This window comes from Nisaea sp., from assembly GCF_040217065.1.
In the GTDB taxonomy this organism is placed as follows: Bacteria; Pseudomonadota; Alphaproteobacteria; order Thalassobaculales; family Thalassobaculaceae; genus Nisaea.
On record NZ_JAVJNX010000011.1, the window covers coordinates 253,424 to 277,378 of the forward strand.

General features: G+C 61.1%; 21 protein-coding genes. 11 read left to right on the plus strand and 10 right to left on the minus strand.

Going from position 1 to position 23,955, the window contains the following annotated elements; all coding sequences use genetic code 11:
• Positions 1-31 precede the first annotated feature (31 nt).
• Together RH950_RS19415 and RH950_RS19420 are read left to right on the plus strand one after the other, a co-directional pair.
• Positions 32-1,141 (plus strand): efflux RND transporter periplasmic adaptor subunit, encoded by a 1,110-nt coding sequence (locus RH950_RS19415; RefSeq protein WP_350059400.1) that lies wholly within the window; start codon positions 32-34, stop codon positions 1,139-1,141.
• A complete protein-coding gene (locus RH950_RS19420; protein ID WP_350059401.1) occupies positions 1,092-4,346 on the plus strand; it encodes an efflux RND transporter permease subunit in 3,255 nt (1,084 codons plus the stop codon). The genes RH950_RS19415 and RH950_RS19420 overlap by 50 nt, the downstream gene beginning before the upstream one ends.
• Here RH950_RS19420 and RH950_RS19425 read toward each other — a convergent pair.
• Together RH950_RS19425 and RH950_RS19430 are read right to left on the minus strand one after the other, a co-directional pair.
• Positions 4,270-5,487, minus strand: coding sequence for a pyridoxal phosphate-dependent aminotransferase (locus RH950_RS19425; protein WP_350059402.1), 1,218 nt, complete (start codon positions 5,485-5,487; stop codon positions 4,270-4,272). The two genes, RH950_RS19420 and RH950_RS19425, sit on opposite strands and share 77 nt — an antisense overlap.
• A 15-nt stretch (positions 5,488-5,502) precedes the next feature.
• Positions 5,503-7,065: a gamma-glutamyltransferase gene (locus RH950_RS19430; protein WP_350059403.1), complete on the minus strand. Its 1,563-nt coding sequence runs from the start codon at positions 7,063-7,065 to the stop codon at positions 5,503-5,505.
• A 147-nt stretch (positions 7,066-7,212) separates the two neighbouring features.
• Between RH950_RS19430 and RH950_RS19435 the strand changes: the two genes are divergently transcribed.
• Complete coding sequence (locus RH950_RS19435; RefSeq protein ID WP_350059404.1) at positions 7,213-8,532, plus strand: M48 family metalloprotease; 1,320 nt, start codon at positions 7,213-7,215, stop codon at positions 8,530-8,532.
• Positions 8,533-8,640: 108 nt separating this feature from the next.
• Positions 8,641-9,417, plus strand: a complete 777-nt coding sequence (locus tag RH950_RS19440; protein ID WP_350059405.1) for a DsbA family protein — start codon at positions 8,641-8,643, stop codon at positions 9,415-9,417.
• Position 9,418: 1 nt separating this feature from the next.
• Here RH950_RS19440 and RH950_RS19445 read toward each other — a convergent pair whose 3' ends face one another.
• Both RH950_RS19445 and hppD read right to left on the minus strand, forming a co-directional pair.
• Positions 9,419-10,675 carry an MFS transporter gene (locus tag RH950_RS19445; protein ID WP_350059406.1) on the minus strand — a complete coding sequence of 419 codons (1,257 nt, stop codon included), beginning with the start codon at positions 10,673-10,675 and terminating at the stop codon, positions 9,419-9,421.
• A 155-nt stretch (positions 10,676-10,830) separates the two neighbouring features.
• Complete coding sequence (gene hppD / locus RH950_RS19450) at positions 10,831-11,922, minus strand: 4-hydroxyphenylpyruvate dioxygenase (protein WP_350059407.1); 1,092 nt, start codon at positions 11,920-11,922, stop codon at positions 10,831-10,833.
• 115 nt (positions 11,923-12,037) lie between these two features.
• Between hppD and RH950_RS19455 the strand changes: the two genes are divergently transcribed.
• From RH950_RS19455 to aat, 6 genes are all read left to right on the plus strand, one after another.
• The gene (locus RH950_RS19455) at positions 12,038-12,541 is read left to right on the plus strand and encodes a MarR family winged helix-turn-helix transcriptional regulator (protein WP_350059408.1); all 504 of its coding nucleotides are present in this window, start codon (positions 12,038-12,040) and stop codon (positions 12,539-12,541) included.
• A gap of 147 nt (positions 12,542-12,688) precedes the next feature.
• Complete coding sequence (locus tag RH950_RS19460; protein WP_350059409.1) at positions 12,689-13,255, plus strand: PAS domain-containing protein; 567 nt, start codon at positions 12,689-12,691, stop codon at positions 13,253-13,255.
• A gap of 64 nt (positions 13,256-13,319) precedes the next feature.
• On the plus strand, positions 13,320-13,784 hold the full coding sequence (aroQ, locus tag RH950_RS19465) for a type II 3-dehydroquinate dehydratase (RefSeq protein WP_350059410.1): 465 nt from the start codon (positions 13,320-13,322) through the stop codon (positions 13,782-13,784).
• A gap of 18 nt (positions 13,785-13,802) precedes the next feature.
• Positions 13,803-14,237: an acetyl-CoA carboxylase biotin carboxyl carrier protein gene (gene accB, locus RH950_RS19470; protein WP_350059411.1), complete on the plus strand. Its 435-nt coding sequence runs from the start codon at positions 13,803-13,805 to the stop codon at positions 14,235-14,237.
• Positions 14,238-14,252: 15 nt separating this feature from the next.
• Entirely contained in the window at positions 14,253-15,599 is a 1,347-nt protein-coding gene (gene accC, locus RH950_RS19475; protein ID WP_350059412.1) for an acetyl-CoA carboxylase biotin carboxylase subunit, read from the plus strand.
• 47 nt (positions 15,600-15,646) lie between these two features.
• Positions 15,647-16,300 (plus strand): leucyl/phenylalanyl-tRNA--protein transferase, encoded by a 654-nt coding sequence (gene aat, locus RH950_RS19480; RefSeq protein ID WP_350059413.1) that lies wholly within the window; start codon positions 15,647-15,649, stop codon positions 16,298-16,300.
• Here the strand turns inward: aat and RH950_RS19485 are convergent.
• The 5 genes from RH950_RS19485 to RH950_RS19505 all read right to left on the minus strand — a co-directional run bounded on the left by RH950_RS19485 (position 16,234) and on the right by RH950_RS19505 (position 18,970).
• The gene (locus tag RH950_RS19485) at positions 16,234-16,665 is read right to left on the minus strand and encodes a DUF2155 domain-containing protein (protein WP_350059414.1); all 432 of its coding nucleotides are present in this window, start codon (positions 16,663-16,665) and stop codon (positions 16,234-16,236) included. The two genes, aat and RH950_RS19485, sit on opposite strands and share 67 nt — an antisense overlap.
• Positions 16,666-16,692: 27 nt before the next feature.
• Positions 16,693-17,151 (minus strand): outer membrane lipid asymmetry maintenance protein MlaD, encoded by a 459-nt coding sequence (gene mlaD / locus RH950_RS19490; protein WP_350059415.1) that lies wholly within the window; start codon positions 17,149-17,151, stop codon positions 16,693-16,695.
• Between the two features lie 50 nt (positions 17,152-17,201).
• Positions 17,202-17,555: an NADH:ubiquinone oxidoreductase subunit NDUFA12 gene (locus tag RH950_RS19495; RefSeq protein WP_350059416.1), complete on the minus strand. Its 354-nt coding sequence runs from the start codon at positions 17,553-17,555 to the stop codon at positions 17,202-17,204.
• Positions 17,556-17,640: 85 nt separating this feature from the next.
• Positions 17,641-18,306 (minus strand): RraA family protein, encoded by a 666-nt coding sequence (locus tag RH950_RS19500; protein ID WP_350059417.1) that lies wholly within the window; start codon positions 18,304-18,306, stop codon positions 17,641-17,643.
• Positions 18,307-18,340: 34 nt separating this feature from the next.
• The gene (locus RH950_RS19505; RefSeq protein ID WP_350059418.1) at positions 18,341-18,970 is read right to left on the minus strand and encodes a LysE family translocator; all 630 of its coding nucleotides are present in this window, start codon (positions 18,968-18,970) and stop codon (positions 18,341-18,343) included.
• A gap of 572 nt (positions 18,971-19,542) precedes the next feature.
• Here RH950_RS19505 and RH950_RS19510 point away from each other — a divergent pair.
• Positions 19,543-23,235 (plus strand): vitamin B12-dependent ribonucleotide reductase, encoded by a 3,693-nt coding sequence (locus RH950_RS19510; RefSeq protein WP_350059419.1) that lies wholly within the window; start codon positions 19,543-19,545, stop codon positions 23,233-23,235.
• 77 nt (positions 23,236-23,312) lie between these two features.
• Here RH950_RS19510 and RH950_RS19515 read toward each other — a convergent pair whose 3' ends face one another.
• Positions 23,313-23,753, minus strand: coding sequence for a host attachment family protein (locus RH950_RS19515; protein WP_350059420.1), 441 nt, complete (start codon positions 23,751-23,753; stop codon positions 23,313-23,315).
• Positions 23,754-23,955: the final 202 nt, after the last annotated feature.

Consider the following 23,955-nt stretch of genomic DNA (forward strand, 5'->3'; position numbering starts at 1 on the left):
ACTCCGGAACACATAGCCCCTCTGAGGTCTCATGAGAATTAACCGTTCCATCATACTGGCCACCGTCATCGCCATCGGGTCCGTCGCATGGATTTTGTCCGGCCAGTTTGCAAGCGGATCGCGGACGGACGGCGAAGTGACCGAGCCCGGAAAGATAACGGCGCCGGTTGCGGAAATGGCGTCCGTCCGTTTCGTGGAAAGCGTTGCCGAACCCTACCGTTCCGCCGTGATCATCTCCGGCCGCACGGCTCCCTTCCGTCAGATCGAGCTGAAAGCGCAGATCCAGGGCAAGGTCGTCGAGCTCAGTGCGAAAGACGGCGATCAGGTCAAGAAAGGCGATCCGATCGTCAGGTTTGACCCGGAAGACCGGGAAGCACGGCGCCAAATGATGAAAGCGCGCATCGACCAGCGCGCGGTGGAATTCAATGCCGCCGACAAGCTCGCGGACAAGGGGTTTCAGGCACAGACACGCAGGGCCGAGGCATTTGCCGACTTGCAGGAAGCCAAAGCCGACCTGGCAATGGTCGAGGAGGAAATCCGGCGCCTGAAAATCGCGGTGCCTTTCGACGCGGTGCTCGACGATGTCCATGTGGAACTCGGTGATGTCGTGCAGAGCGGCGATCCGGTCGCGACCCTGTATGATCTCGATCCGCTCCTGGTCGTCGCCCAGGTCGCCGAGCAGGAGCGGGTCAAGCTTGTCGTCGGGCAGCCGGGCAGAGCCACACTGCTCGACGGCACCGAGCTGACCGGCACCATCCGCTACATCACGGCCGCCGCCGACCCGGATACAAGAACGTTCCGGGTTGAGCTCGAAGTGCCCAACCCGGCATTGACACTGGAACTCGGCATCACCGCCGGTGTCGTGCTGCCGCTCCCCGAAGTGACGGCCCACAAGATTACAGCCGGAGTCTTTACCTTGAATGACGAGGGCCAGTTCGGGGTGATGACCGTCGATGCCTCCGATACCGTGCGATTCAACAAGGTAGCCGTGCTCGACAGCGATGCGGACTGGGCCTACGTCACCGGCCTGCCGGACCGTGTGCGGCTGATTTCGGTCGGCCAGGAATTTGTCACCGACGGTGAGACGGTGCATGCCGTACCGGAATCGGCTGTCGGCACCGACGCCGCGAAAGCCAACTGAGGATCGCCCGATGCATGCGCTGATCGACGCCGCCCTGCACCGGAGCCGCACCACCCTGATGGTGCTGTTCCTGATCCTGGTTTCCGGGGCGGTCGCCTATGTGACCATCCCGAAAGAGGCGGATCCGGACGTCAACATCCCGATCGTCTACGTGGCGATGAAACACGACGGCATCTCGCCGGAGGATGCCGAGCGGCTTCTGCTGAAGCCGATGGAATCCGAGCTTCGCGGCATCGAGGGCGTGAAGGAGATGCGCGCGACCGCCTATGAGGGCGGTGCGAACGTCACCCTGGAATTCACAGCCGGATTCGATGCCGATCAGGCCATGCTGGATGTCCGGGAGAAGGTTGATCTCGCCAAACCGGAACTGCCCGAGGAAACGGACGAGCCGACGGTCCACGAAGTCAATGTGAGCCTGTTCCCGATCCTGGTCGTGACCCTTTCTGGCGCGCTGCCCGAACGCACCATGCTGCATCTCGCACGGAACCTCCGTGACGAGATCGAGGGCATCACCACGGTGCTCGAGGCGAAGCTGACGGGCGAACGCGAGGAGCTGGTCGAGATCATCATCGATCCGCTGCGTCTCGACAGCTACAACATCGACGCGGCGGCCGTGCTTGAGATCGTCGCCCGCTCGAACCAACTGGTCGCGGCCGGAACGCTCGATACCGGCAATGGCCGGTTCCCGATCAAGGTGCCCGGGCTTTACGAGAACCTGCAGGACATTCTCAATCAGCCGATCAAGACGAACGGCGATGCCGTGGTCCGGGTCCGTGACGTTGCCTATGTGGAGCGCGGCTTCAAGGACCGCGAGGCTCTTGCCCGGCTAGATGGCCGGCCGGCAATCGGCATCGAGGTGACCAAGCGGATCGGCGAGAACGTGATCGAGACCGTCGAAAAGATCCGCGCCATCGTCGCCGAGACGCAGAAAGCCTGGCCGAACGGCGTCAACGTCACTTTCAGCCAGGACAAGTCCGGCCAGATCCGGATCATGCTGACCGACCTGCGCAACAACGTCCTGAGCGCCGTGCTGCTGGTCATGATCGTCATCGTCGGCGCGCTTGGCATCCGCTCCGCCGGTCTTGTCGGCATCGCCATCCCAGGCTCTTTCCTGCTCGGCATCCTGACACTTTCCTCGCTCGGACTGACGGTGAACATCGTCGTGCTGTTCAGCCTGATTCTCGCCGTCGGCATGCTGGTCGACGGCGCCATTGTGGTGACCGAATATGCCGACCGGAAATTGTCCGAAGGGCTCGACCGCCGGGCGGCCTATTCGGAAGCGGCCAAGCGCATGGCCTGGCCGATCATTGCCTCGACCGCGACGACCCTTGCCGCCTTCCTGCCGCTGCTGTTCTGGCCGGGCGTGGTTGGCGAGTTCATGAAATTCCTGCCGATCACCCTGATCGCGACCCTCAGCGCTTCGCTCTTCATGGCCCTGCTCTTCGTCCCTGCCCTCGGCTCGATCATCGGCAAAGCCGGTGCGCAGAGTCCGGAAAGCCAGGAATCGCTTGCCGCCATGGAAAACGGCGACCTGAACAAGGTCAGGGGCTTCACGGGTGGCTATCTGAAGGTCTTGCAGGTCGCGCTCAACAATCCGGGCAAGGTGATCCTGGCCGCGGTCGCGCTGCTGGTCGGCGTCCAGTATTACTACGCCAACCATGGCAACGGGATTGAGTTCTTCCCCGATGTCGAGCCCGACAACGCCATGATCCATGTCCATGCCCGCGGCAACATGTCGACAGCGGAAAAGGCGCGGCTGGTTCTCCAGATCGAGAAGGAAGTGCTCGATGTCGGCGGCTTCAAGTCCACCTACACATTTGTCGGCGACAAGGACAGTGGCGGGCAGGATCTGGCCGAGGATGTCATCGGCACGATCCAGGTCGAATTCATGGACTGGCAGGAGCGCCGTCCAGCCGATGTGATTCTCGCGGACATCGCCGCGCGCGCCAAAGCCTATCCCGGCATCTTTGTCGAAACCGCGAAGGAAGAGGGCGGACCGCCGACCGGCAAGGCGGTCCAGGTCCAGCTCCGGTCCAATTATCCCGACCGCCTGACCGAGGCGACCACAAAGATCCGGGCCCAGTTCGACAATATGACGGGGCTGCAGAATATCGAGGATGACCGGCATATCCCCGGTATCGAGTGGCAGATCGACGTCGACAGGGCGCAGGCTGCCAAATTCGGCGCCGATATCGCCCTGATCGGCAGTTATGTGCAGTTCGTCACGCGCGGCCTCAAGGTCAGCGACTTCCGGCCGAACGACAGCGACGAGGAGATCGACATCGTCGTCCGCTATCCGCGCCCGTTCCGGCGCCTGGATCAGTTCCTCTCGATCCGGATGGTGACGGACAAGGGACTGGTGCCGCTGCGGAACTTCGTTACCTGGTCACCCCAGGCCAAGGTCGGTACCATCAAGCGCTCCGATGCGCGTCAGGTCATGTCCGTGAAGGCGGATGTCCTCCCCGGCGTGCTGGCGGACGAGAAGGTCCAGGAGTTGACCGAATGGCTGGCAAAAACCGACCTGCCGGCTGGTGTCAGCTACAAGTTCAAGGGAGAGGACGAGGAGCAGAAGGCGGCCCAGGCCTTCCTCGGCAAGGCCTTTGGCATCGCCCTGTTCATCATGGCGATCATTCTGGTAACCCAGTTCAACAGCTTCTACAGCGCTTTCCTGATCCTGAGCGCGGTCATCATGTCCACCATCGGCGTGATGATCGGGCTGATGGTCACCGGCCAGCCCTTCGGCATCGTGATGAGCGGCATCGGCGTGATCGCGCTCGCCGGTATCGTGGTGAACAACAATATCGTGTTGATCGATACCTTCGATGCACTCAAGACGACGACCGGCAGTACCATGGAGGCGATCCTGCGCACCGGTGCCCAGCGCCTGCGCCCGGTCATGCTGACCACGGTCACGACCATGCTGGGCCTGTTGCCGATGGTGTTGCAGACCAATATCGACCTCTTCACCCGGGAAGTCTCGGTCGGGGCGCCGTCGACCCAATGGTGGGTGGCACTGTCTTCCGCCATCGTGTTCGGCATGGGCTTCGCCACGATCCTGACGCTGATCGTGACGCCGTCCGCCTTGCAGCTCCGGTCGAATTTCCGGGAATGGTGGACCGGGTCGGTGGTCAATCGTCGCGAGCGGGACCGATTCCCTGACAATTTGCCCGACGCCCCGGAGACGGCTGAACAGAGGCAGGGTTAAGCCAGCTCTTGAGCCGGCGGCTCGCCTCGATCATGTCTGCGGTGGCGCCGGCAAAGGAGAACCGGATCGAACCATGGCCGCGCGCCGGGTCGAAATCGACGCCCGGCGTCGCGGCGAGACCGATCTCGGCCAGCATCCGCTTCGAGAAATCGACGCTGTCATTGGTGAAACGGGTGACGTCAGCATAGATGTAGAAAGCACCGTCCGCCGGCGCCAGATCGTCCAGCCCGGCCGCCGGAAGCTCGTTCAGCAGCACCTCGCGGTTCTTCGCGTAACGCGCCACGTTGGCCTGCAGTTCATCGTGACAATCGAAGGCCGCCACCGCTGCATGCTGGGAAAGTGTCGGCGGCGAGATGAAGAAATTTTGCGCCAGGCACTCCATGGAACGGGCCAGATCCTCCGGCACCACCATCCAGCCGAGCCGCCAGCCGGTCATGGAAAAATACTTCGAGAAACTGTTGATGACGAGAGCCTGGCTGTCGCTCTCCAGCGCCGAAACCGGACGGGTACCGAAACCGATGCCGTGATAGATCTCGTCCGAGACGATCCGGATGCCCTTCTTCTTGCAGTAATCGGTCAGGGCGGTGAGTTCCTCCGCCCCCAGCATGGTGCCTGTCGGGTTGGACGGGCTGGCGACGATCAGGCCGTCGATCTCCCCCTCCACGGCATCGAGCAATGCCGGGGTCGGCTGATAGCGATCCGAACGCGCGGTCTCCAGCAACACGGTTTCGACACCGAGAGCGGAGAGAATGTTGCGATAGGCAGGATAGCCCGGCGACGCCATGGCCACCCGGTCGCCCGCCTCGAAGGCGGCAAGAAAGGCGACCTGGAAAGCACCTGACGATCCGGTTGTCACCATGATCCGGGATGGATTGAGGGAGACCCCGTACCAATCGTTGTAATGCTGCGCGATGCGTTCCCGCAGGGGGTCGATTCCGGCGGCCAGCGTATAGCCGATCCGGTCATCATCCAGCGCCCGTTTCGCCGCTTCGATCACGCCGCGCGGCGCCGGTGTCGCCGGCTGGCCGACTTCAAGATGCAGCACATCGCCGCCCGCGGCCTCCCGGTCAGCCGCAGCCTGCATCACATCCATGACGATGAAAGCGGGGACAGCGCCCCGCCGGGAAACTTTCAGGGCCATGGGCCTGCCTCTCTGTTATGTGCCGGGTTCGAACAGGATCATGCCGCGGCCGCGCGGATCGTCGGCAATGCCGCAATCCAGGTCGCTTCGCGGCAACCCTTCCCGGCACCGGAACAGGCGAACCGCGCCAATCGGCCGGATGGCCGGCTGCACCGGATAGCCGGATCGCGCGGCAATAGCCCCGGCGCCTGGCGCGATACCGGTCTCAACGGAGAGAACACCGGTCGCCATGTCGAAGTGGGAACGCGGCGCCGCAACGGCTGCCGGCATCTGCTGTCCGCCGGCATAATGCCGCGCGATGGGCGGCACGAGAGCTGAGACCGCTTCCCGGCCGCCGGTCGCCATTGCCGTCATATGGACCTGCCAGGCATGCGTGTTGCCGGCAATAACGGCCGCGGCCAGAGGCGGGTTCGAAGCCGGAAGAGCCGGGGCCGGCATGAAGCCGAGATCGGGAAGCGCGCGGCCTGTCCCGAACGGAGCATTCATCGTCAGTGCACAGCCGACCGACTGACCGCGCTTGTCGGTGATCGCAAAGCTCGTCGCGCCGGACCGTGATGCCCCTCCGAACAGGGCGGCCGCGCCGGGCGTAGCCGCGCTGCGGGGCGCACCAGGATTGAAATTCCCGAACAGCAGCGCTGCCGCATCCTCGCTTAGGTCGGTGTCGCCATTTGCCACTGCATTTGCCGCACGGACCTGCATTTCGGCCAGCATGAGCGGGTCAATGTCCTGCGGCGCGGCAGACCAATTGCCTTCATGGAACGCAAGCGAGAGAGTCTTGCCGATCAGCGCGCTATCGGCGATGCGACTGGCTGCGACCGCCCAGACATGATTGTCGAAATCGACGCCTTCGACATCGGCCCACGACGGAACCGCACTGCGCAGGCGCGCCGGATCGACCGAATATCCGAAGTCTGCCGCCCCTGCCATGAAACGGCGCGCGAGCTGCCCTGAATAGAGGTCACCAATTCCGGAGACCCGCAGCCGGCCAAAGGCGGCAGCAAGATCCAGCTGGACAAGGGAGCTCCCCGCCTGCAGCGGAGTACCGCCGGGAGCGAACAGGTTTGGACGCCCGGGGCCGGATGCCTGCAGCCCGCCGCCATCGCGCGCAAGGTCCTCCGCCAGGCGGCGGGACACAGGTTCGCCGAACCGCGCGAGCTGCTCCGGCTCGCCGATCAGCTGCGTGATCGGCAGCCGACCGTAACGGGCATGCAAGGCGAACATCGCCCGCGGGCCAAGCGGAGCCGCAATCGCATTCCGCTCATCCGACAAGGGGTACGGCAGGAAGGAAAGGCGCTCGAAACGCTTGCTGGCGGAATCAAAGACAACACAGGTACCGACCGCTCCCAGTCCCGCTGACGACGGTAATGTGACGGCCAGGGTGAAATAGGCCGAGACAGCCGCATCGGCGGCTGTGCCGCCATGAACCAGCACATCTTCGGCAATAACGGCGGCCCGGGGCTCATCAACGGCGACAGATCCGAAAAAGCCTTCGGTGACCTCGACGGCCTCGTCGCTCGCACAGCCTGCGAGTAGGCCGGCACAGAGCGCCAATGCCGCAGGCACGGTCCTATGAAACATAACTTCCCCTCAATTCACCGCTAGCTATTGAATGCGTTCCCTGACACGCGCACATTAAAAAGCCATGCGCGCTGCACCAACAGGCTCGGACCCAAATCCATGAAGTGCAAAGCCCTTGTTGGCAAGTCTCTAGTTACGATCGTGTTTATGTTGACCGTCCTTTCCGGATGGGCCCGGCCGGCGGACGCCCGATCGTACATTACCGATACGGAGATTGAGCTCTATATCCGCGAGCTGGCGACACCGGTTTTTCAGAGCGCCGGCCTGTCGCCCTCGGCAATTGATCTCTATTTCATCAACGATGACACGCTGAATGCCTTCGTCGCCGGCGGCCAGAATATCTTCTTCCATACGGGGCTGCTCATGGCGACAGAAACGCCGGAACAGCTGCTTGGAGTGATCGCTCACGAAACCGGACATATTGCCGGAGGCCATTTGGCCCGGAGCGGAGAAGCCCTGCGGAATGCAAGCCAGAACGCTCTCCTGGGCATAATCCTCGGCGCGGGCGCCGCCCTGGCGACCGGCCGCGGGGATGCGGCCACAGCGATCTTCAAGGGCAGTCAGGCGGCGGTGCAGGGATCACTGCTGGAATATAGCCGGGCGCAGGAATCCGCCGCAGACCAAGCAGGTATCCGCTACCTTGAAAGCAACCAGGAAACATCGAAGGGCATGCTCGAATTCCTCTCCACCCTGAGTGGTCAGGAATTGCTGAGCGGCCGCAGCCGGTCTCCCTATGCAAGTACACACCCCCTGACCCGGGATCGAATCGCCTTTGTCGAGGAACAGGTCAGGAAGTCCCGCTACAGCGACAAGAAATTGCCGGAAGATCTGCAGTTGAAACACCGCCGCATGGTGGCGAAGCTGCATGGTTTCATCAATTCTCCAGCGCGCACGTTCAGGGATTACCCGGAAACCGAGACATCTCTGGAAGCCCGCTACGCCCGCGCCATCGCCACCTATCGGCTGCCGGACACGACGAAAGCCGAGAGCCTCGTCGACGACCTGCTGGCAGACAATCCGGACGATCCCTATTTCCTTGAACTGAAAGGCCAGATCCTGTTCGAGGCGGCCTTGCCGGCGAAAGCGGAGGCGGCCTACCGAAAAGCGCACGAGGCCCTGCCGGATGCGCCGCGGATCGAGCTGGAGCTGGCGCGGGTCCTGCTCGCCCTCGGGACAAAGGAAGACGACCAGGAAGCGCAGGCGCATCTGGAAAATGTCGTTCGGAAACTGCCGAACAGCACTTTTGCCTGGCGCCAGCTTGCCATCGCCTACGGCCGGAACGGCGAGCACGGAATGTCCGCCCTTGCGCTCGCCGAGGAAGCCTTTCGGGCCGGGCGGGAACGGGACGCCGCCCTGCAGGCCAACCGGGCCAAGCAGAAATTGCAACCGCATACCGAGGCCTGGTTGAGAGCCACCGATATCGAGGAAATCTCGACACCGCGCGACCGCGAGCGAAAGAAGAAATAAAGCCCCCGTGCGGCCGGCAGGATGCAATAACGACAACGTGGCTTGTCAGCGCCGGTGCCCCGGCTAAAGTCAGCAACAGATCAAATCACGACGGGAAAGGCACGCGACATGGCTGCCACGATGCTCCGAACAAAGCCCCGCAGGCCGCTGATCCAGGCACTGGCTCTCGCGGTCGCTCTTGCGATCCTGCCCGCAAGTCTGCCGGCCGCTGCCGCAGAGCCCTTTTCGGCGGACCAGAAGGCCGCGCTCGACGCTGCCATCCGCGACTACATCTTGGCCCATCCGGAAGTGATCGTTGACTCGCTCAATGCCATGCAGGCGCGCCAGGAAATGGCGGAAAAACAGCAGCAAAGCGCTGCGCTCGTCCATTTCCAGGACCAGATCTTCGCCAATCCCGACGATCCGGTCATCGGCAATCCCGATGGCGATGTCACGGTGGTCGAGTTCTTCGATTACCAGTGCGGTTATTGCAAGCGCATGGTCGATCCGGTCATGCAGCTGCTGAAGCAGGATCCGAATGTCCGCTGGGTGATGAAGGAATTCCCGATTCTCGGCCCGGCCTCCGTGACCGCAGCCCATGCTTCGATCGCGGCCCGCAACCAGGGCGCCTACCAGGCATTCCACATCGCTCTCATGGGCTACCGCGGACGGCTGAGCGATGCCGTCGTGTTCCAGACAGCCCGGGAGGTCGGCCTCGACATCGAGAAGCTGAAAGCCGACATGTCATCTCCCGAAACCCGGAAAACAATCCAGGACGCCACGGCTCTGGCGCGCACGCTGGGTGTCAATGGAACGCCGGCATTCATCATCGGCAAGGAACTGCTGCCGGGTGCGGTCAGCCTGGACACGTTGGTCGAACAGATCGAAGTCGCCCGTAAAGGGTGAGTCAGGGCTTGATCATCTGAACCGATGGCGGAATGTCACGGATCCGGCTGTAGAATATTGCAGCCACGACGATCAGCACGGCGACACTGGCAAAAACCAGCCGGTAAGCCTGATCGGATCCGCCACCGACCAGATCCACGATCAGCCCCGTTCCCCATTGGGCGAGGAAGATCGTTCCAACCCCGACAAGGCTCATTGCGGTAATTGCCCGACCGGCAAGGTGGTCCGGCACGAATCCGCGGCAATGCGCCGCCAGAACAACAAAAAACGGAGAGACGAAACCGAAGGCAACCAGCAGCAGCAGGGCAAGCCAGAGCGCCGGTTGCGGAATCAAAGCCATGATTCCGAGCAAGAGCACCATCAGGATACAGCTTCCCAGCACCACGCGTTTTCGGGAATTCAGCAACCGGTCCAGTGGGCCGAACCCCAGTGTTCCGGCATTCTGTGCCAGCACCATGACAAGCAGCGCGTAGCCTGCTTCGGTCTGGCCAAGTCCGTGAACCTCCCTGAGATACGGACCGGCCCAGAGCCCGCCTATCGTGGCAAAAGGCGCGGCAAAGCAGCTTGCCATGATGAGTGTGCCGCGCAGGTCCCGGTCCCGCAGCATCGTGAGAATGGCGGAGAAGGCCTGACCGAAGCTTTCTTTCGGCCGGTCGGGACGCACCAGTCCGGGCGGATGGTCCCTGCCCCAGAGAAAGATCATAACCGTCACGATCAGGATCGCGGCGGCAAGCAGCAGGAAAGTCCCGGTGAACCCGACCCGCTGCAGCATGATAGCGAGCGGCGCCGTTGCGAGCAGGCCGCTGGTTGCGCCCGAAATCGCGATCAATCGTGCCGAGACCGTGGCAACCCGATCGGGCCGGGTCCAGCCAAGCACGATCAGGTAGACCGTGGTCACGGCACCGGCATGCCCGACGCCGAGCAGCACCCGACCTCCGGTCAATCCGGCGGCGCTCTCCGAAACGGCAAAAAGCACCATGCCGCCAACCGCAATCAGGCTGAGCGCCGAGGCGGTCAGGCGTGCACCATAGCGGTCGAACAAAACCCCCATCGGAATCTGCACGAAGGCGGCGGCGAGCGACATGATCCCAATAACGGCCCCGATCTCGGCCGGGGAAATGCCGCGCTGCTCCATCAGGGCATTGGCAATAACCCCGCCACCAAGCCGGTTGATCTGTACCAGCGTCAGAAACGCACAGAGAATGAAGAAGACTCGTACTGCACCGCTGCGCACGGCATGTCCGGTCGCGCCTGTCATAAGACGCCCCCGGACCTACCGGCGCTGCGGAGCGCCACGAACAGCACCTGCGGAACCATGAATACTCCGGATAAAATGCAACAGCCCGCCAGCATCGGCTGGCGGGCTGTATCTGAAACCAAATGCGAATTTACGATCCGGTCAAGACCATTCTATCAGGCATCAAGCACACCGCGCCTGACCTGATCCTGCTCGATCGATTCGAAGAGCGCCTTGAAGTTGCCTTCACCGAATCCCTCATCACCCTTGCGCTGAATGAGTTCGAAGAATATCGGGCCGATCACGGTCTCGGTGAATATCTGCAGCAGGAGACCGCCATTTTCGGTCGGCGCCCCGTCGATCAGGATGCCGTGCTGCTTCAGACGGGCAACATTCTCGCCATGCCCGGGCAACCGCTCATCCAGCATCTCGTAATAGGTGTCCGGCGGCGGGTTCATGAACCGTGAGCCAGCAGCCTTGAGTGCCTCGACGCTGGCAAAGATATCGTCGGTCGCCATCGCGATATGCTGGATACCTTCCCCCTTATAAGCATTGAGATATTCCTCGATCTGCGACTTGTCGTCCGAGGACTCGTTGATCGGGATTCGGATCTTGCCGCACGGGCTGGTCATCGCCTTCGACTTCAGCCCGGTCAGCTTGCCTTCGATGTCGAAATAGCGGATCTCCCTGAAATTGAAGAGCCGTTCGTAGAATTCCGCCCACACATCCATGCGCCCGCGATGCACATTGTGGGTCAGATGATCGACCATCGTGAAACCCGCTCCCGCGGGGGTCTGCTCGACGCCCTCGAGCGGAACGAAATCGACATCATAAATCGTCTGCGCGCCATATCGGTCGACCAGATAGATCAAGCTGTCGCCGATCCCGTGGATCGCCGGAATATTCAGTTCCATCGGTCCAACCTTGCCGTCGAACGGCCGGGCGCCGAGTTTGACGGCACGATCGAATGCCGCAGCCGCATCCTTGACCCGGAACGCGATGGCGCAACAGGACGGGCCATGCACGCGGGCAAAGGACTGGGCGAAACTGTCCGGCTCGCCATTGACGACGAAGTTCACACCACCCTGGCGAAACAGGCAGACGTCCTTGGACCTGTGGCGGGCAATCTCGGTAAAGCCAAGAGTACGGAACAGATGCTTCAGTGTCTCCGGGTCGGGCGCGGTATATTCAACGAACTCGAAACCGTCGGTCGCCATCGGATTCTCGGCGGTCCCGCCTGGAATCGGTTGAAGTATCTCAGATGCCATGACTGTCTCCTCCTGCGGGCTCCTGTTCCGCTCGCACCTTGACAGCGGTCCGGTGACCGGCGAACGTCGGAGCAGGTGAAATTTAGTTACAAATGAAACCAATCGAGAAAAACGGGTGCAAAGTCAAGATAATCCCCCGGGCGATGCAACGCATTTGGCGACGTCGGTTGAGGATTTCTCGCTCGACACATTTCTCCCATATCGCCTTGCTCTCCTGTCTTCTCTGGTCTCCCGCGGCATCCAGAACATCTATGCTGCGGAGTTCGACATCAGCATTTCCGAGTGGCGCCTGATCGCCATCCTCGGCAGCGACGGACCAATGGCTGCGAACGATATTCGCCAGCGCGCTGCGATGGACAAGGTGCAGGTCAGCCGGGCCGCGGCCAAATTGCTCGAGGCGGGTCATATCCGGAAACAGGTCGACCCTGGCGATCGCCGTCGGGCGACGCTGTTTCTGTCAGACAGCGGCGAGAAGATTTTCAACCAGATCGTGCCAATCGCACTTGAACGGGAGGCGTTTTTATCGTCCTCTCTCTCGGAAAAAGAGAAATCAAATTTGATACAATTATTAGAAAAACTTACAAAAATAGCGAAAGAGATGACGATCACGACGTATTAGTCCATATTCGCCCCACCCAGCCTCGGTCCCGCCTGTTTCAACAACCGATTTATTGCCACAACCATTACAGCATGATATCCGAATTTCGTGTGTGGTCCGGACATCCGGTCATGAACCACACTGAAGCTCTTGGAAAGAGTTCAGACAATGAGCCAGATACTTGAGGACGTCAGCGACCCAACACTCGCAAAATTGGTGGAAAGATGGTTCGCATGGCGCTCCGGAGACGCCTATCCGGCGCGCAAGTCGATCGACCCGACCGAACTTGGATCGTCCCTTCCCTTTGTCTGGATCTGCCAGCGTGAACCGGAGCTCGATTGCTACCGCTACCACCTTGTTGGCGAAGCTGTGAACACGCTCTATGGCAAAGGCCTCAGAGGGCGTTCTCTGGGAGAGTTCCTGGCGGAAAAAACAGCGGCAAGGCTCAAGAAGCGTCTCGACGAGTGCCTGGCTTCGGGACTCCTCTTCCACTCCGTCGCACCGCAAACCCTGCACGACAAACGTCATGTTGTCGTGCAGCGGCTGTTTCTTCCAATGACGGGGCCAAGCGGAGACTTGGATACCATCCTCGGCTGCACGAGGGTGACAGATAATATTGCTGAGAATGCGCGGCAGGATGCACTGTCCCAGGAAGCCATCTACGCCAGTGACGGTACCCGTCTGAAAATAGGTAGTGCCATTCTCACCATGTATTCCGCAGATCAGTTATATTAAATGATTCGCGCAGCCCGTTCCGATTGCGTCACCCGGACCGCGTGATATAACCCTCGAAACTGAGATGCAGGCGAGCACAGTGTCCGAACGCCCGGAAATTCTTATCCTCAACGGTCCGAATCTGAACATGCTTGGAACCCGGGAGCCTGAGCTCTATGGGGCCGAGACCCTGGATGATGTCGACGCCATGTGTGCCGATCATGCGGCAACACTTGGATTGGCCACCGATTTCCGGCAATCCAACTTCGAAGGCGAGCTGGTGACGATTATCCAGCAGGCCCGTGGCAGCGCGTCCGGCATAATCATCAATGCAGGCGCCTACACGCATACCTCCGTTGCCATTCACGACGCGTTGCGCGTCGCCGACCTGCCGGTGATCGAAGTGCATATTTCGAACATTCACCGGCGTGAGGGCTTCCGCCACACCTCCTACATTTCTTCCGTCGCCGAAGGAATCATCGTCGGACTTGGAACCCAGGGCTATGTCCTGGCCCTTGATGGTATGGCGCGGATACTTGATCGCACCTGAACGAACCTGGAGACCCCTTTGTCGCACGACATTGACAGTAAACTCGTTAGAAAACTCGCTGCCCTCCTGGAAGAGACCGGTCTCGGAGAGCTTGAATATGCGACGGACGACTGGCGGATACGTATCGCCCGACCTGCGGTGCAGCAGGCGGCCAGTGTGGTCGCCGCACCGGCGCCCGCGCCGGTCGCGCACCCGGCGGATTCAACAACGGCCGTCATCGCAGGCGCGGTGAACTCCCCGATGGTCGGAACAGCCTATCTCGGCCCCGATCCCGACTCGACCCCGTTCGTTTCGGTCGGCTCCAGGGTAACCGAGGGCCAGACCCTGATGATCATCGAGGCAATGAAGGTCATGAACCCGATTCCCGCGCCCCGCGCCGGGACGGTAAAGGACATCCTGATTCAAAACGGGCAGCCGATCGAGTTCGGCCAGCCGCTGATCGTGATCGAATAGCAGGCTGGAGCCAACATGTTCGAGAAAGTCCTGATCGCCAATCGCGGCGACGTGGCCCTGCGCATCCACCGGGCCTGCCGCGAAATGGGCATACGCACCGTCGCGGTGCATTCGACTGCCGATGCGGACGCGATGCATGTGCGTCTCGCCGATGAAAGTGTCTGCATCGGTCCGCCCGCAGCAAAGGACAGCTATCTCAACATTCCGGCGATTCTCACCGCCGCGACCGTGACCGGCGCCGATGCCATTCATCCCGGTGTCGGCTTCCTCTCCGAGAACGCGGATTTTGCCGAGATCGTCGAAGCGCATGGCTTTGTCTTCATCGGCCCTTCGCCGCAGCATATCCGCGACATGGGTGACAAGATTGTCGCAAAGCGGACCGTGAAGGCGCTGGGAATCCCCTGCGTGCCCGGCTCGGACGGGCCGGTCGAGTCCGTCGAGGCCGCTGAAGCGGCCGCCGAGGAAATCGGATATCCGGTGCTGATCAAGGCGACGGCCGGCGGCGGCGGGCGCGGCATGAAGATCGCCAAATCCCTCGAAGAAGTCAGAGAAGCCTACACCATGGCCCGCCGGGAAGCGGCAGCAGCCTTCGGCAATGACGAAGTCTATATGGAGCGCTATCTCTCCAAGCCGCGCCATATCGAAGTGCAGATCGTCGGCGACGGACACGGCCATGTGGTCCATCTCGGCGAACGCGACTGCTCGCTGCAGCGGCGGCACCAGAAGGTGCTGGAAGAAGCGCCCTCCCCTGCGCTTAACGAAGCGGCGCGGGCGAAAATCGGCACCATCGCGGCAAAAGCGACCGCGAAAATGAACTACCGCAGCCTCGGAACCCTGGAGTTTCTGTATGAGGACGGTGAGTTTTTCTTCATCGAGATGAACACCCGGCTGCAGGTCGAGCACCCGATCACGGAAATGATCACCGGTATCGATCTGGTCCGCGAGCAGATCCAGATCGCGTCAGGGGCCATGCTGTCGTTCACCCAGAAGGACGTGGTGCTGAACGGACATTCCATCGAATGCCGGATCAATGCGGAAAACCCCCGCACCTTCATGCCCTCGCCCGGCCGCGTCACCGACTACCATGCACCGGGCGGGCTTGGGGTCAGGGTCGATTCGGCGCTTTATGCCGGCTACCAGATACCGCCCTACTACGACAGCCTGATCGCCAAGCTGATCGTGCACGGGGCGAACCGGAACGAGTGTTTGCTGCGGCTGCGCAGGGCCCTGGACGAGATCGTGATCAGCAACGTGGAGACCACGGTGCCACTGCATCAGGATCTTTCGCAGGCACCGGATTTCATTAACGGCGATTACGACATACACTGGCTCGAGAAGGTTTTCCTCGCCGAAACCGTCTAACCGGTCAGGCCTGATGCCCGACAGGGTGATGAGGAGGCTCCGGCACAATGTCGGAATTGCGGCCCGAACTGCTGCTTCAGGCCTATGCCATTGGTGTCTTTCCGATGGCGGAAGGCCGGAATGACAATCGCACTTTTTTCGTCGATCCGGAAAACCGTGGCGTCCTGCCGCTTGACGGGTTCCATATATCGCGCAGCCTGCGCAAGGAAACGAAACGGCGACGTTTCGAGATCCGGTGCGACACCGATTTCCGTGGCGTGCTCGAAGGCTGTGCGGAATCGCGGGCCGAACGGCCGGACACATGGATCAACGAAGAGATCTTCAAACTCTATATGTCGCTTCACGAGATGGGCTACGGGCACAGCGTCGAATGCTGGCAGGACGGCCGTCTTGTCGGCGGGCTCTATGGCGTCGCGTTGGGTGCAGCCTTCTTCGGCGAGAGCATGTTCAGCCGGAGGCCCAATGCGAGCAAGGTGGCGCTTGTGCACCTGGTGGCCCGGCTGAAGGCATCCGGTTTCACCCTGCTCGACAGCCAGTTCATCACCGACCATCTGGTGCAGTTCGGCGCAATCGAAATTCCGCGCCAGGATTACCGGGACAAGCTTGCGGAAGCCTTGAGAATCCCTGCCGAATTCTACTCGGCGCCGGACGACTGGCCGTTCGTTGAAGCGCTCCTGCAATCGAGCAGCCAGACATCGTAGACCGGATGCTCGACTGCGTTCAGCGCCGGACTTGAAGCAAACATCCAGCCTGTGAACAGGCGAACCTCTGCTTCATCCGGCTTTTGCTCGTCGATTTCCAGGAATCCGGCGCTTTCCGGCGTTTCGGTCGGAGGGCGCTTGCGGCAGGCCCGCGGCGTGATCGACAATGTCCCGAAGGTCGCGGTGCTCCCGACCGGGGCATCAAAGGTCGAGATCCGGGCCGTAATCTTGTCCAATCCCTGCATGACCGCCACCGGAAGCTCTATCCAGCCCGGCTCGGAACCGGCGGTCTGTGCCCCAGCGGGCGCCATTGGAGCGATCAGGAAACCCGCCACCCAAAGCAGAGCAATCTTCGAAAGTCGCATTGGCGCATCCCGGCCAGTTTCGCCTTACTAGTCTTTCGTGGAAGAAGAACTGGCCGAAAATATGAACTTGCCGAGCAACTGGACGATATCCACTGGATCCTGCGTATATTCGATCACACCACCGCTCTTGATGATATCCGGATCGCCGCCCGGGACGATTTCCAGAAAGCTGCCGCCGAGCAGGCTTTCGTTCGAGATCGCCGCCGCACTGTCGGCCGGAAGTTCAATATCGTCGCGGATGTTCATCGTGACCTTGGCCAGGAAGGATTCCGGGTCGAGTTCCTGGCTAACGATGGTGCCGATCTTGATCCCGCTCATCCGGACATCACCGCCAACGGCGAGCCCGGAGACCTTGTTGAAATTCGCCGTCACGATGTAGCCGCCGCGCGTGTTGAGATCGGCGGAGACATAGGCGAATGCCATGAACATGCCGGCAACCACCAGCACCACGGCCCCCATAACCGTTTCGATCGTATTACGCTTCATATACCCTCAGCAGGTTGGATCAGGCGGTGCAAGACCACCGCCGGAAACCGTCAATTCGGTGTCCAGGCCTCATAATCCCCGGTGGCCGCGTCGCGCTTGCCGCCTTCAAGCACATGCCCCGGCGGGCGGTAGGCATAACGCGTTCCCGTCAGGTTCGGCAGATGTTCCTTCTGCCAGTCGAAATCCTGCTCGGCCTCCAGCGGTGCCTCCGCCGTGTAATGCAGCCAGGCATGCCACTCCGCCGGAACCTTCGACGCTTCGACGATGCCGTTATAGATCACCCAGCGTTTACGCCGGTAGCCCGCGGCCGGTTCGGACTTGTGCTCGTAATACCGGTTGCCGAACTGGTCTTGGCCAACCTCGCGACCGTTCAGCCATGTATAAATCGACGTGCCGATGTTCATCGACCAACCACCCTGTCACCTGCATCAAGACGTTGGCGGAATATGTCATTCCCGCGCCGCGCCGTCCAGTCGGACGCGCGTTCGCTCATTCCGCGTTGACCTCCGGAATTTCGATACCGAGCATCTCTGCCGTGGTCTTCCCGGCAGCAAGCTGCGCCAGCATATCTGTCTCTTTGCGGACATGCGCCTCTCCGGCCTCCAGAATCGCGGCCGCCTGGCCGAGCGGAACGACGGTGACGCCGTCGGCATCGCCAAGGATCAGATCACCCGTCTGCACCGGGACACCGCCGCAGGAAATCGGCCCGTCGATCGATCCGCCGAAACCCTTGTGCGGTCCAGCCGGCGCTGACGCTGCCGCGAAAACCGGAACGTCACCCGCCCTGAGCTCGGCCACATCCCGGGCGGCGCCGTCGATGACAAACCCGGCAACCCCCTTGTGCTTGGCCGCCGTCACCAGAATCTCGCCGATGATGGCCACATCCGGATTGCCGCCGGCATCAATCACGATGATCTCGCCCGGCCGCATCAGCGGGATCGCCGCATGGACACATGCATTATCCCCCGCCATCACCCGGATGGTCCGGGCATGTCCGATGATCCGCATATCCGGATGCAGGGGAGAGACCCGCCCCGCCATGCTGGCCGTCCGGTTCAGGCAGTCCCCGGCAACGGCCGGCGGGACGCCTTTCCAGCGTTCGAGTACCGACGCATCAAGCGCCGCATAGTCGCCTTTATGTCTGATGATGGCCATTGGTCCGCTCCCTGGTTTTTCTGTTATTTGCCCGTCACCCCGCAGAACGCCGGGTCAGTGCCGTCAGAAGTCCGGCGCCGATCATTGCACTTCCGCCGAGCCTGTTCACTATCCGGAGCGCCCGCGGACTGGAAAACCGGTTCCGCATCGTCCCGGCCATGACCGCCCAGAAGGCAGCATTCACTGCACCGAGAATCACGAAGGTCGCAATCAGGATGGAACATTGCAACACGATGGGACGTGATGAATCGAAGAATTGCGGCACGAAGGCCACGAAGAAAACGATACCCTTTGGATTGAGCGCCGTCACCACAAAGGCATTGCTGAACATCCTCAGCCTGTCGCGCCGCCCTGCCCCGATCTGAATTCGCGCAAGTTCCGGCTTGCTGCGCCATAGCTGGACGCCAAGCCAGACGAGATAGCCGGCTCCGGCGAATTTCATCATGGTAAAGAGCTCCGCGGATGCTGCGAGAACCGCACCGGCTCCAAGCAGTGACACCGTCATGGCCAGCAGATCCCCGAGCGCGACGCCCGGCACCGTCGCCCAGCCGGACCCGCGCCCGCGTGCCATCGCGTAGCTCGCGACCAGCATCACCGTTGGTCCCGGGATCGCCAGCATGAAAGTCGAGGCCGCCGCGAATGCGAACCAAAGGGCCGGGTCCATCTCAATCCTCCCACACCAGTGTCTCCGCCGACGGGATGCGCGGCGCACGGGAGTGAGCCACAGGTGCGGAACGGCAGGCAAGACCCGCGTGCGTCACCTCGCGGCCGAACAGCGCACTCACCGGGCTGTTCGGCGAAAAAACACTAAATGTAGATTTTATGACAACTCGGAGCACAAAATATGTTGATTCGGAAAACCGAAAACGGCATTATTTGGTTCGACGGCTTGGCACGGGCCTTTCATTAGATAAAGCAAAGATCAGTCGCGAGACTGATTTCTCTGCGTACTTGATCACAACCCGCAACTAAAAACCGGCCTATTTTTTCAATTCGCCAAATAAAACTGGCGAAAATACACCTATTTTACTTTCATTTTACTTGGTTCAGGCACACTAAGTCGTGTTTTTGGCCGCAATCCGTGTGTTTTAGGAGAATATTCACTTTTTCCACCGCTCAGGTTTATTTATCGTTGCCTCTCGGAGCCCAAATCCGGTATCGTCTCGACCTTCGGCCACAAGATCTTGTGGCCTCAGCATTGAAGCCACTGACCGAACGGAACGGGGGGTTCCAAGTATGAGAATCGAACGCCGGTTTACGGACTCCAAGAAGGGTCCTTACGCAGGTATTGCATTTCGGAAAACCAGCAGCGAAATCCGCAACCCGGATGGATCTGTCGTTTTCCAGAATGCAGATATTGAAGTCCCGGCCGATTGGTCGCAGGTGGCTTGCGACATCCTCGCACAGAAATATTTCCGCAAGGCGGGCATCCCGGCGCGCCTGAAGCCGTTCGAGGAGAATGACGTCCCGTCTTGGCTGTGGCGCATGGTCCCGGACAAGGACGCCATCGCGGCCCTGCCGGAAGACGAGCGCACGGTCGGCGAAAGCAGCGCCAAGCAGGTCTTCAACCGGCTGGCCGGCACCTGGACATACTGGGGCTGGAAGGGCGGCTATTTCGACGCCGAAGCGGACGCGAAGACCTATTACGAAGAAATGTGCCATATGCTTTGCCGGCAGATGGCTGCCCCGAACTCCCCCCAATGGTTCAACACCGGCCTGCACTGGGCCTATGGCGTCGACGGTCCCGCACAGGGCCACCATTATGTGGACTACAAGACCGGCAAGCTGACCCGCTCCAAGTCGGCATACGAGCATCCCCAGCCCCATGCCTGCTTCATTCAGGGCGTCAGCGACGATCTGGTGAATGACGGCGGCATCATGGACCTCTGGGTCCGCGAAGCGCGCCTCTTCAAGTATGGCTCCGGCACCGGCTCGAACTTCTCCCGGCTGCGCGGCGAGGGCGAGTCCCTGTCCGGCGGCGGCAAGTCCTCCGGCCTGATGAGCTTCCTGAAGATCGGTGATCGGGCTGCCGGCGCCATCAAGTCTGGCGGCACCACGCGCCGGGCGGCAAAGATGGTCACGGTCGATATCGACCATCCGGACATCGAGAAATACATCGACTGGAAGGTCAAAGAGGAACAGAAGGTCGCCGCGCTGGTTGCCGGCTCCAAGCTGGCCCAAAAGCACCTGAAGGAAGTCATGGCCGCCTGCCGTGACGCCGACGGCGTCGAGGGCGCTGCCCGCTTCGATCCGAAGCAGAACCGCGCCCTGAAGAAAGCCATCATCGGCGGCCGCAAGGCGATGATCCCGGAAAACTACATCCAGCGGGTCATCCAGTTCGCCGAGCAGGGCTTCACCGAAATCGACTTCCCGACCTACGACACCGACTGGGACAGCGAGGCCTATCTCACTGTTTCCGGCCAGAACTCGAACAATTCCATCCGGGTCAGCAATGACTTCCTGGAAGCGGTTGCCGAAGGCAAGAACTGGGACCTGATCCGGCGTACAGACGGCAAGGTCGCCGAGTCGGTCAATGCAGCCGAGCTTTGGGACAAGGTCTCGAACGCGGCCTGGGCCTGCGCCGATCCGGGCATCCAGTACGACACCACGATCAACGAGTGGCACACCTGCCCGGCATCGGGACGGATCAATGCATCCAATCCCTGCTCCGAGTACATGTTCCTCGACGATACGGCCTGCAATCTGGCCTCCATGAACCTGATGCAGTTCCGGCATGAGGATGGCAGCTTCGACATCGACGCCTTCGAGCACGCCACCCGGATCTGGACCATCACGCTGGAAATCTCCGTGCTGATGGCGCAGTTCCCGTCCAAGGAAATCGCCAAACTGTCCTACGATTTCCGCACCCTCGGTCTCGGCTTCGCCAATATCGGCGGTCTGCTGATGGCCAGCGGATTCTCCTATGACAGCGACGAAGGCCGTGAGCTGTGCGGCGGCATCAGCGCTCTGATGACCGGCATTGCCTACAAGACCTCCGCCGAAATGGCCGGCGAGCTCGGCACGTTCCCGGAATACAAGCCGAACGCAGAACACATGCTGCGGGTTATCCGCAACCATCGCCGCGCCGCCTATGGCGAGGACGAGGGTTATGAGGATCTGTCGATCCCGCCGGTGCCGCTGAACGCCCTGAACAGCCCGAACCGCGGACTGAACGCGGCCGCCATCGCGGCCTGGGACGCGGCGCTGGAACTCGGCGAGCAGCACGGTTACCGCAACGCCCAGACCACGGTGATCGCGCCGACCGGCACCATCGGCCTGGTGATGGATTGCGACACCACCGGCATCGAGCCTGACTTCGCCCTGGTGAAGTTCAAGAAGCTGGCCGGCGGCGGCTACTTCAAGATCATCAATCGGATCGTTCCGGAAGCCCTGAGCAATCTCGGCTATTCGGAAGAGCAGATCGAAGAGATGATCCGCTATGCGGTCGGTCACGGCACGCTCGAAGGCGCCACCGGCATCAACCCGGAAAGCCTGAAGGCAAAGGGCTTCGGCGATGCCCAGGTGAAAGTGATCCAGGATGCGGTGGCCAGTGCCTTCGACATCAAGTTCGCTTTCAACAAGTGGACCTTGGGCGAGGATTTCTGCCGCGACACGCTCGGCTTCACCGACGATCAGCTGAACGATCTCTCCTTCGACATGCTGCTGTCTCTCGGCTTCAGCAAGAAGCAGGTCGAGGAAGCCAACACTTATGTGTGCGGCGCAATGACCCTTGAAGGCGCGCCGTACCTGAAGGACGAGCATCTGCCGGTGTTCGACTGCGCCAATCCGTGCGGCCGGACCGGCAAGCGGTTCCTCTCGACCGAAAGCCACATCCGCATGATGGCGGCCTCCCAGCCGTTCATCACCGGCGCGATCTCCAAGACCATCAACATGCCGAACGCGGCGACGGTTCAGGATTGCTCGGATGCCTACATCCTGTCCTGGAAGCTCGGCATCAAGGCCAACGCGCTCTATCGTGACGGCTCCAAGCTGAGCCAGCCGCTCTCCTCCTCCCTCGTTGACGACGAGGACGAGGAAGAGATGGAAGATCTGCTGGACGCGCCGATCGCCGCCAAGGCGCCGCTTGTCGCCGAGCGGATCGTCGAGCGCATCATTGAGCGTGCCGTGGAACGTGAGCGTCTGCCGCATCGCCGCAAGGGATATACCCAGAAGGCCAATGTCGGCGGCCACAAGGTGTATCTCCGGACCGGTGAATACGAGGAAGGCAAGCTCGGCGAGATCTTCATCGACATGCACAAGGAAGGCGCCGCCTTCCGCTCGCTGATGAACAATTTCGCCATTGCCGTTTCCATCGGCCTGCAATATGGCGTGCCGCTCGAGGAATATGTCGACGCCTTCACCTTCACGCGGTTCGAGCCGCAGGGCATGGTGACCGGCAACGACGCCATAAAGATGGCGACCTCGATCCTTGATTACATCTTCCGGGAGCTGGCGATCTCCTATCTCGACCGCCACGATCTCAGCCATGTCGATACCAGCGACCTGCTGCCGGACGCCATTGGCGATGGCGACGACGAGAATGCCGTGGACAAGGCCAAGGCCCAGCTCATGGAACAGGTCGGCACCATCACCAGCCGCGGCTATGTCCGCAAGAACCTGGTGGTGTTGCAGGGCGGCCAGTCGAACCAGATGAAGGCGACCGGAACGGACAATGCCCAGCCGGTCATGGCCAGTGCTCCGACGGCCACGCATGCGGCCACTGTGACGACGACGGTGCAGAAAAGCGCATCGGTCACTGTCTCCGAAAGCGTGATGGACGCGACCGACGCAAAGCTGAACCGGATCCGAGAAGCCCGCATCAAGGGCTATGAAGGCGAAAGCTGCGGCGAATGCGGCAACTTCACCCTGGTCCGCAACGGCACCTGCCTGAAATGCGACACCTGCGGCGGGACGTCCGGCTGCAGCTAAGCCAGCCAGCCTTAATCACAAACGGCCGCCGCGAAATCTCGCGGCGGCCGTTTGCATTTGTAAAGCAAGCTCTCGCTCTACATCCGTGTCAGAGCTTCTTCAATTTGATTGACTGGCTTCGATGTCAGATCCTTGCCAATCTCTCCGAGCAGCGTTTCCTGCACCGCCGCACTATAGTGCGATCGCAAGGTTCCAAGCGTACGGGGGTCGGCGATAACGACCAGATCACCGAACCTCTTGTCACGCGCCCACGCATTCAGGTGAGCCGCAGTCTGCTCGGCGAAATGCGTTTTCTCGAAGACATGCCAATCCGTCGCCTCGACAGCGCTTTTCTGCCGGTATGCCGCGTCACTCAGGCGCCCCGGTCGATCCGTTCCCTGCAAATGGTCCGGCGGATTGCGGATCGATCCGGCATCGACGGTACGGAGATCGATGAGCTCGGTATCTCCATGGTTCTCGTAAATGACGAAACGTTCACCATCCGCAACGAGGACCCAAGCCTTGAATGGTATCTTCATTTCACTACCCCAACATTCATCCATCCAACAACAGTGTTTCGCGCACCATGCCGCGAAACACCAACATCGAACAATCGCATGTCGGGCGATGATCGCCTCGCCAATTTCCCGATAATCCGGCGCGTTGGATAAAATGTCGCAGATTGCACACGACGATCAAAGGGCAGATCAATTAGGCGCCAAGTATGAAATGTTGTCCACC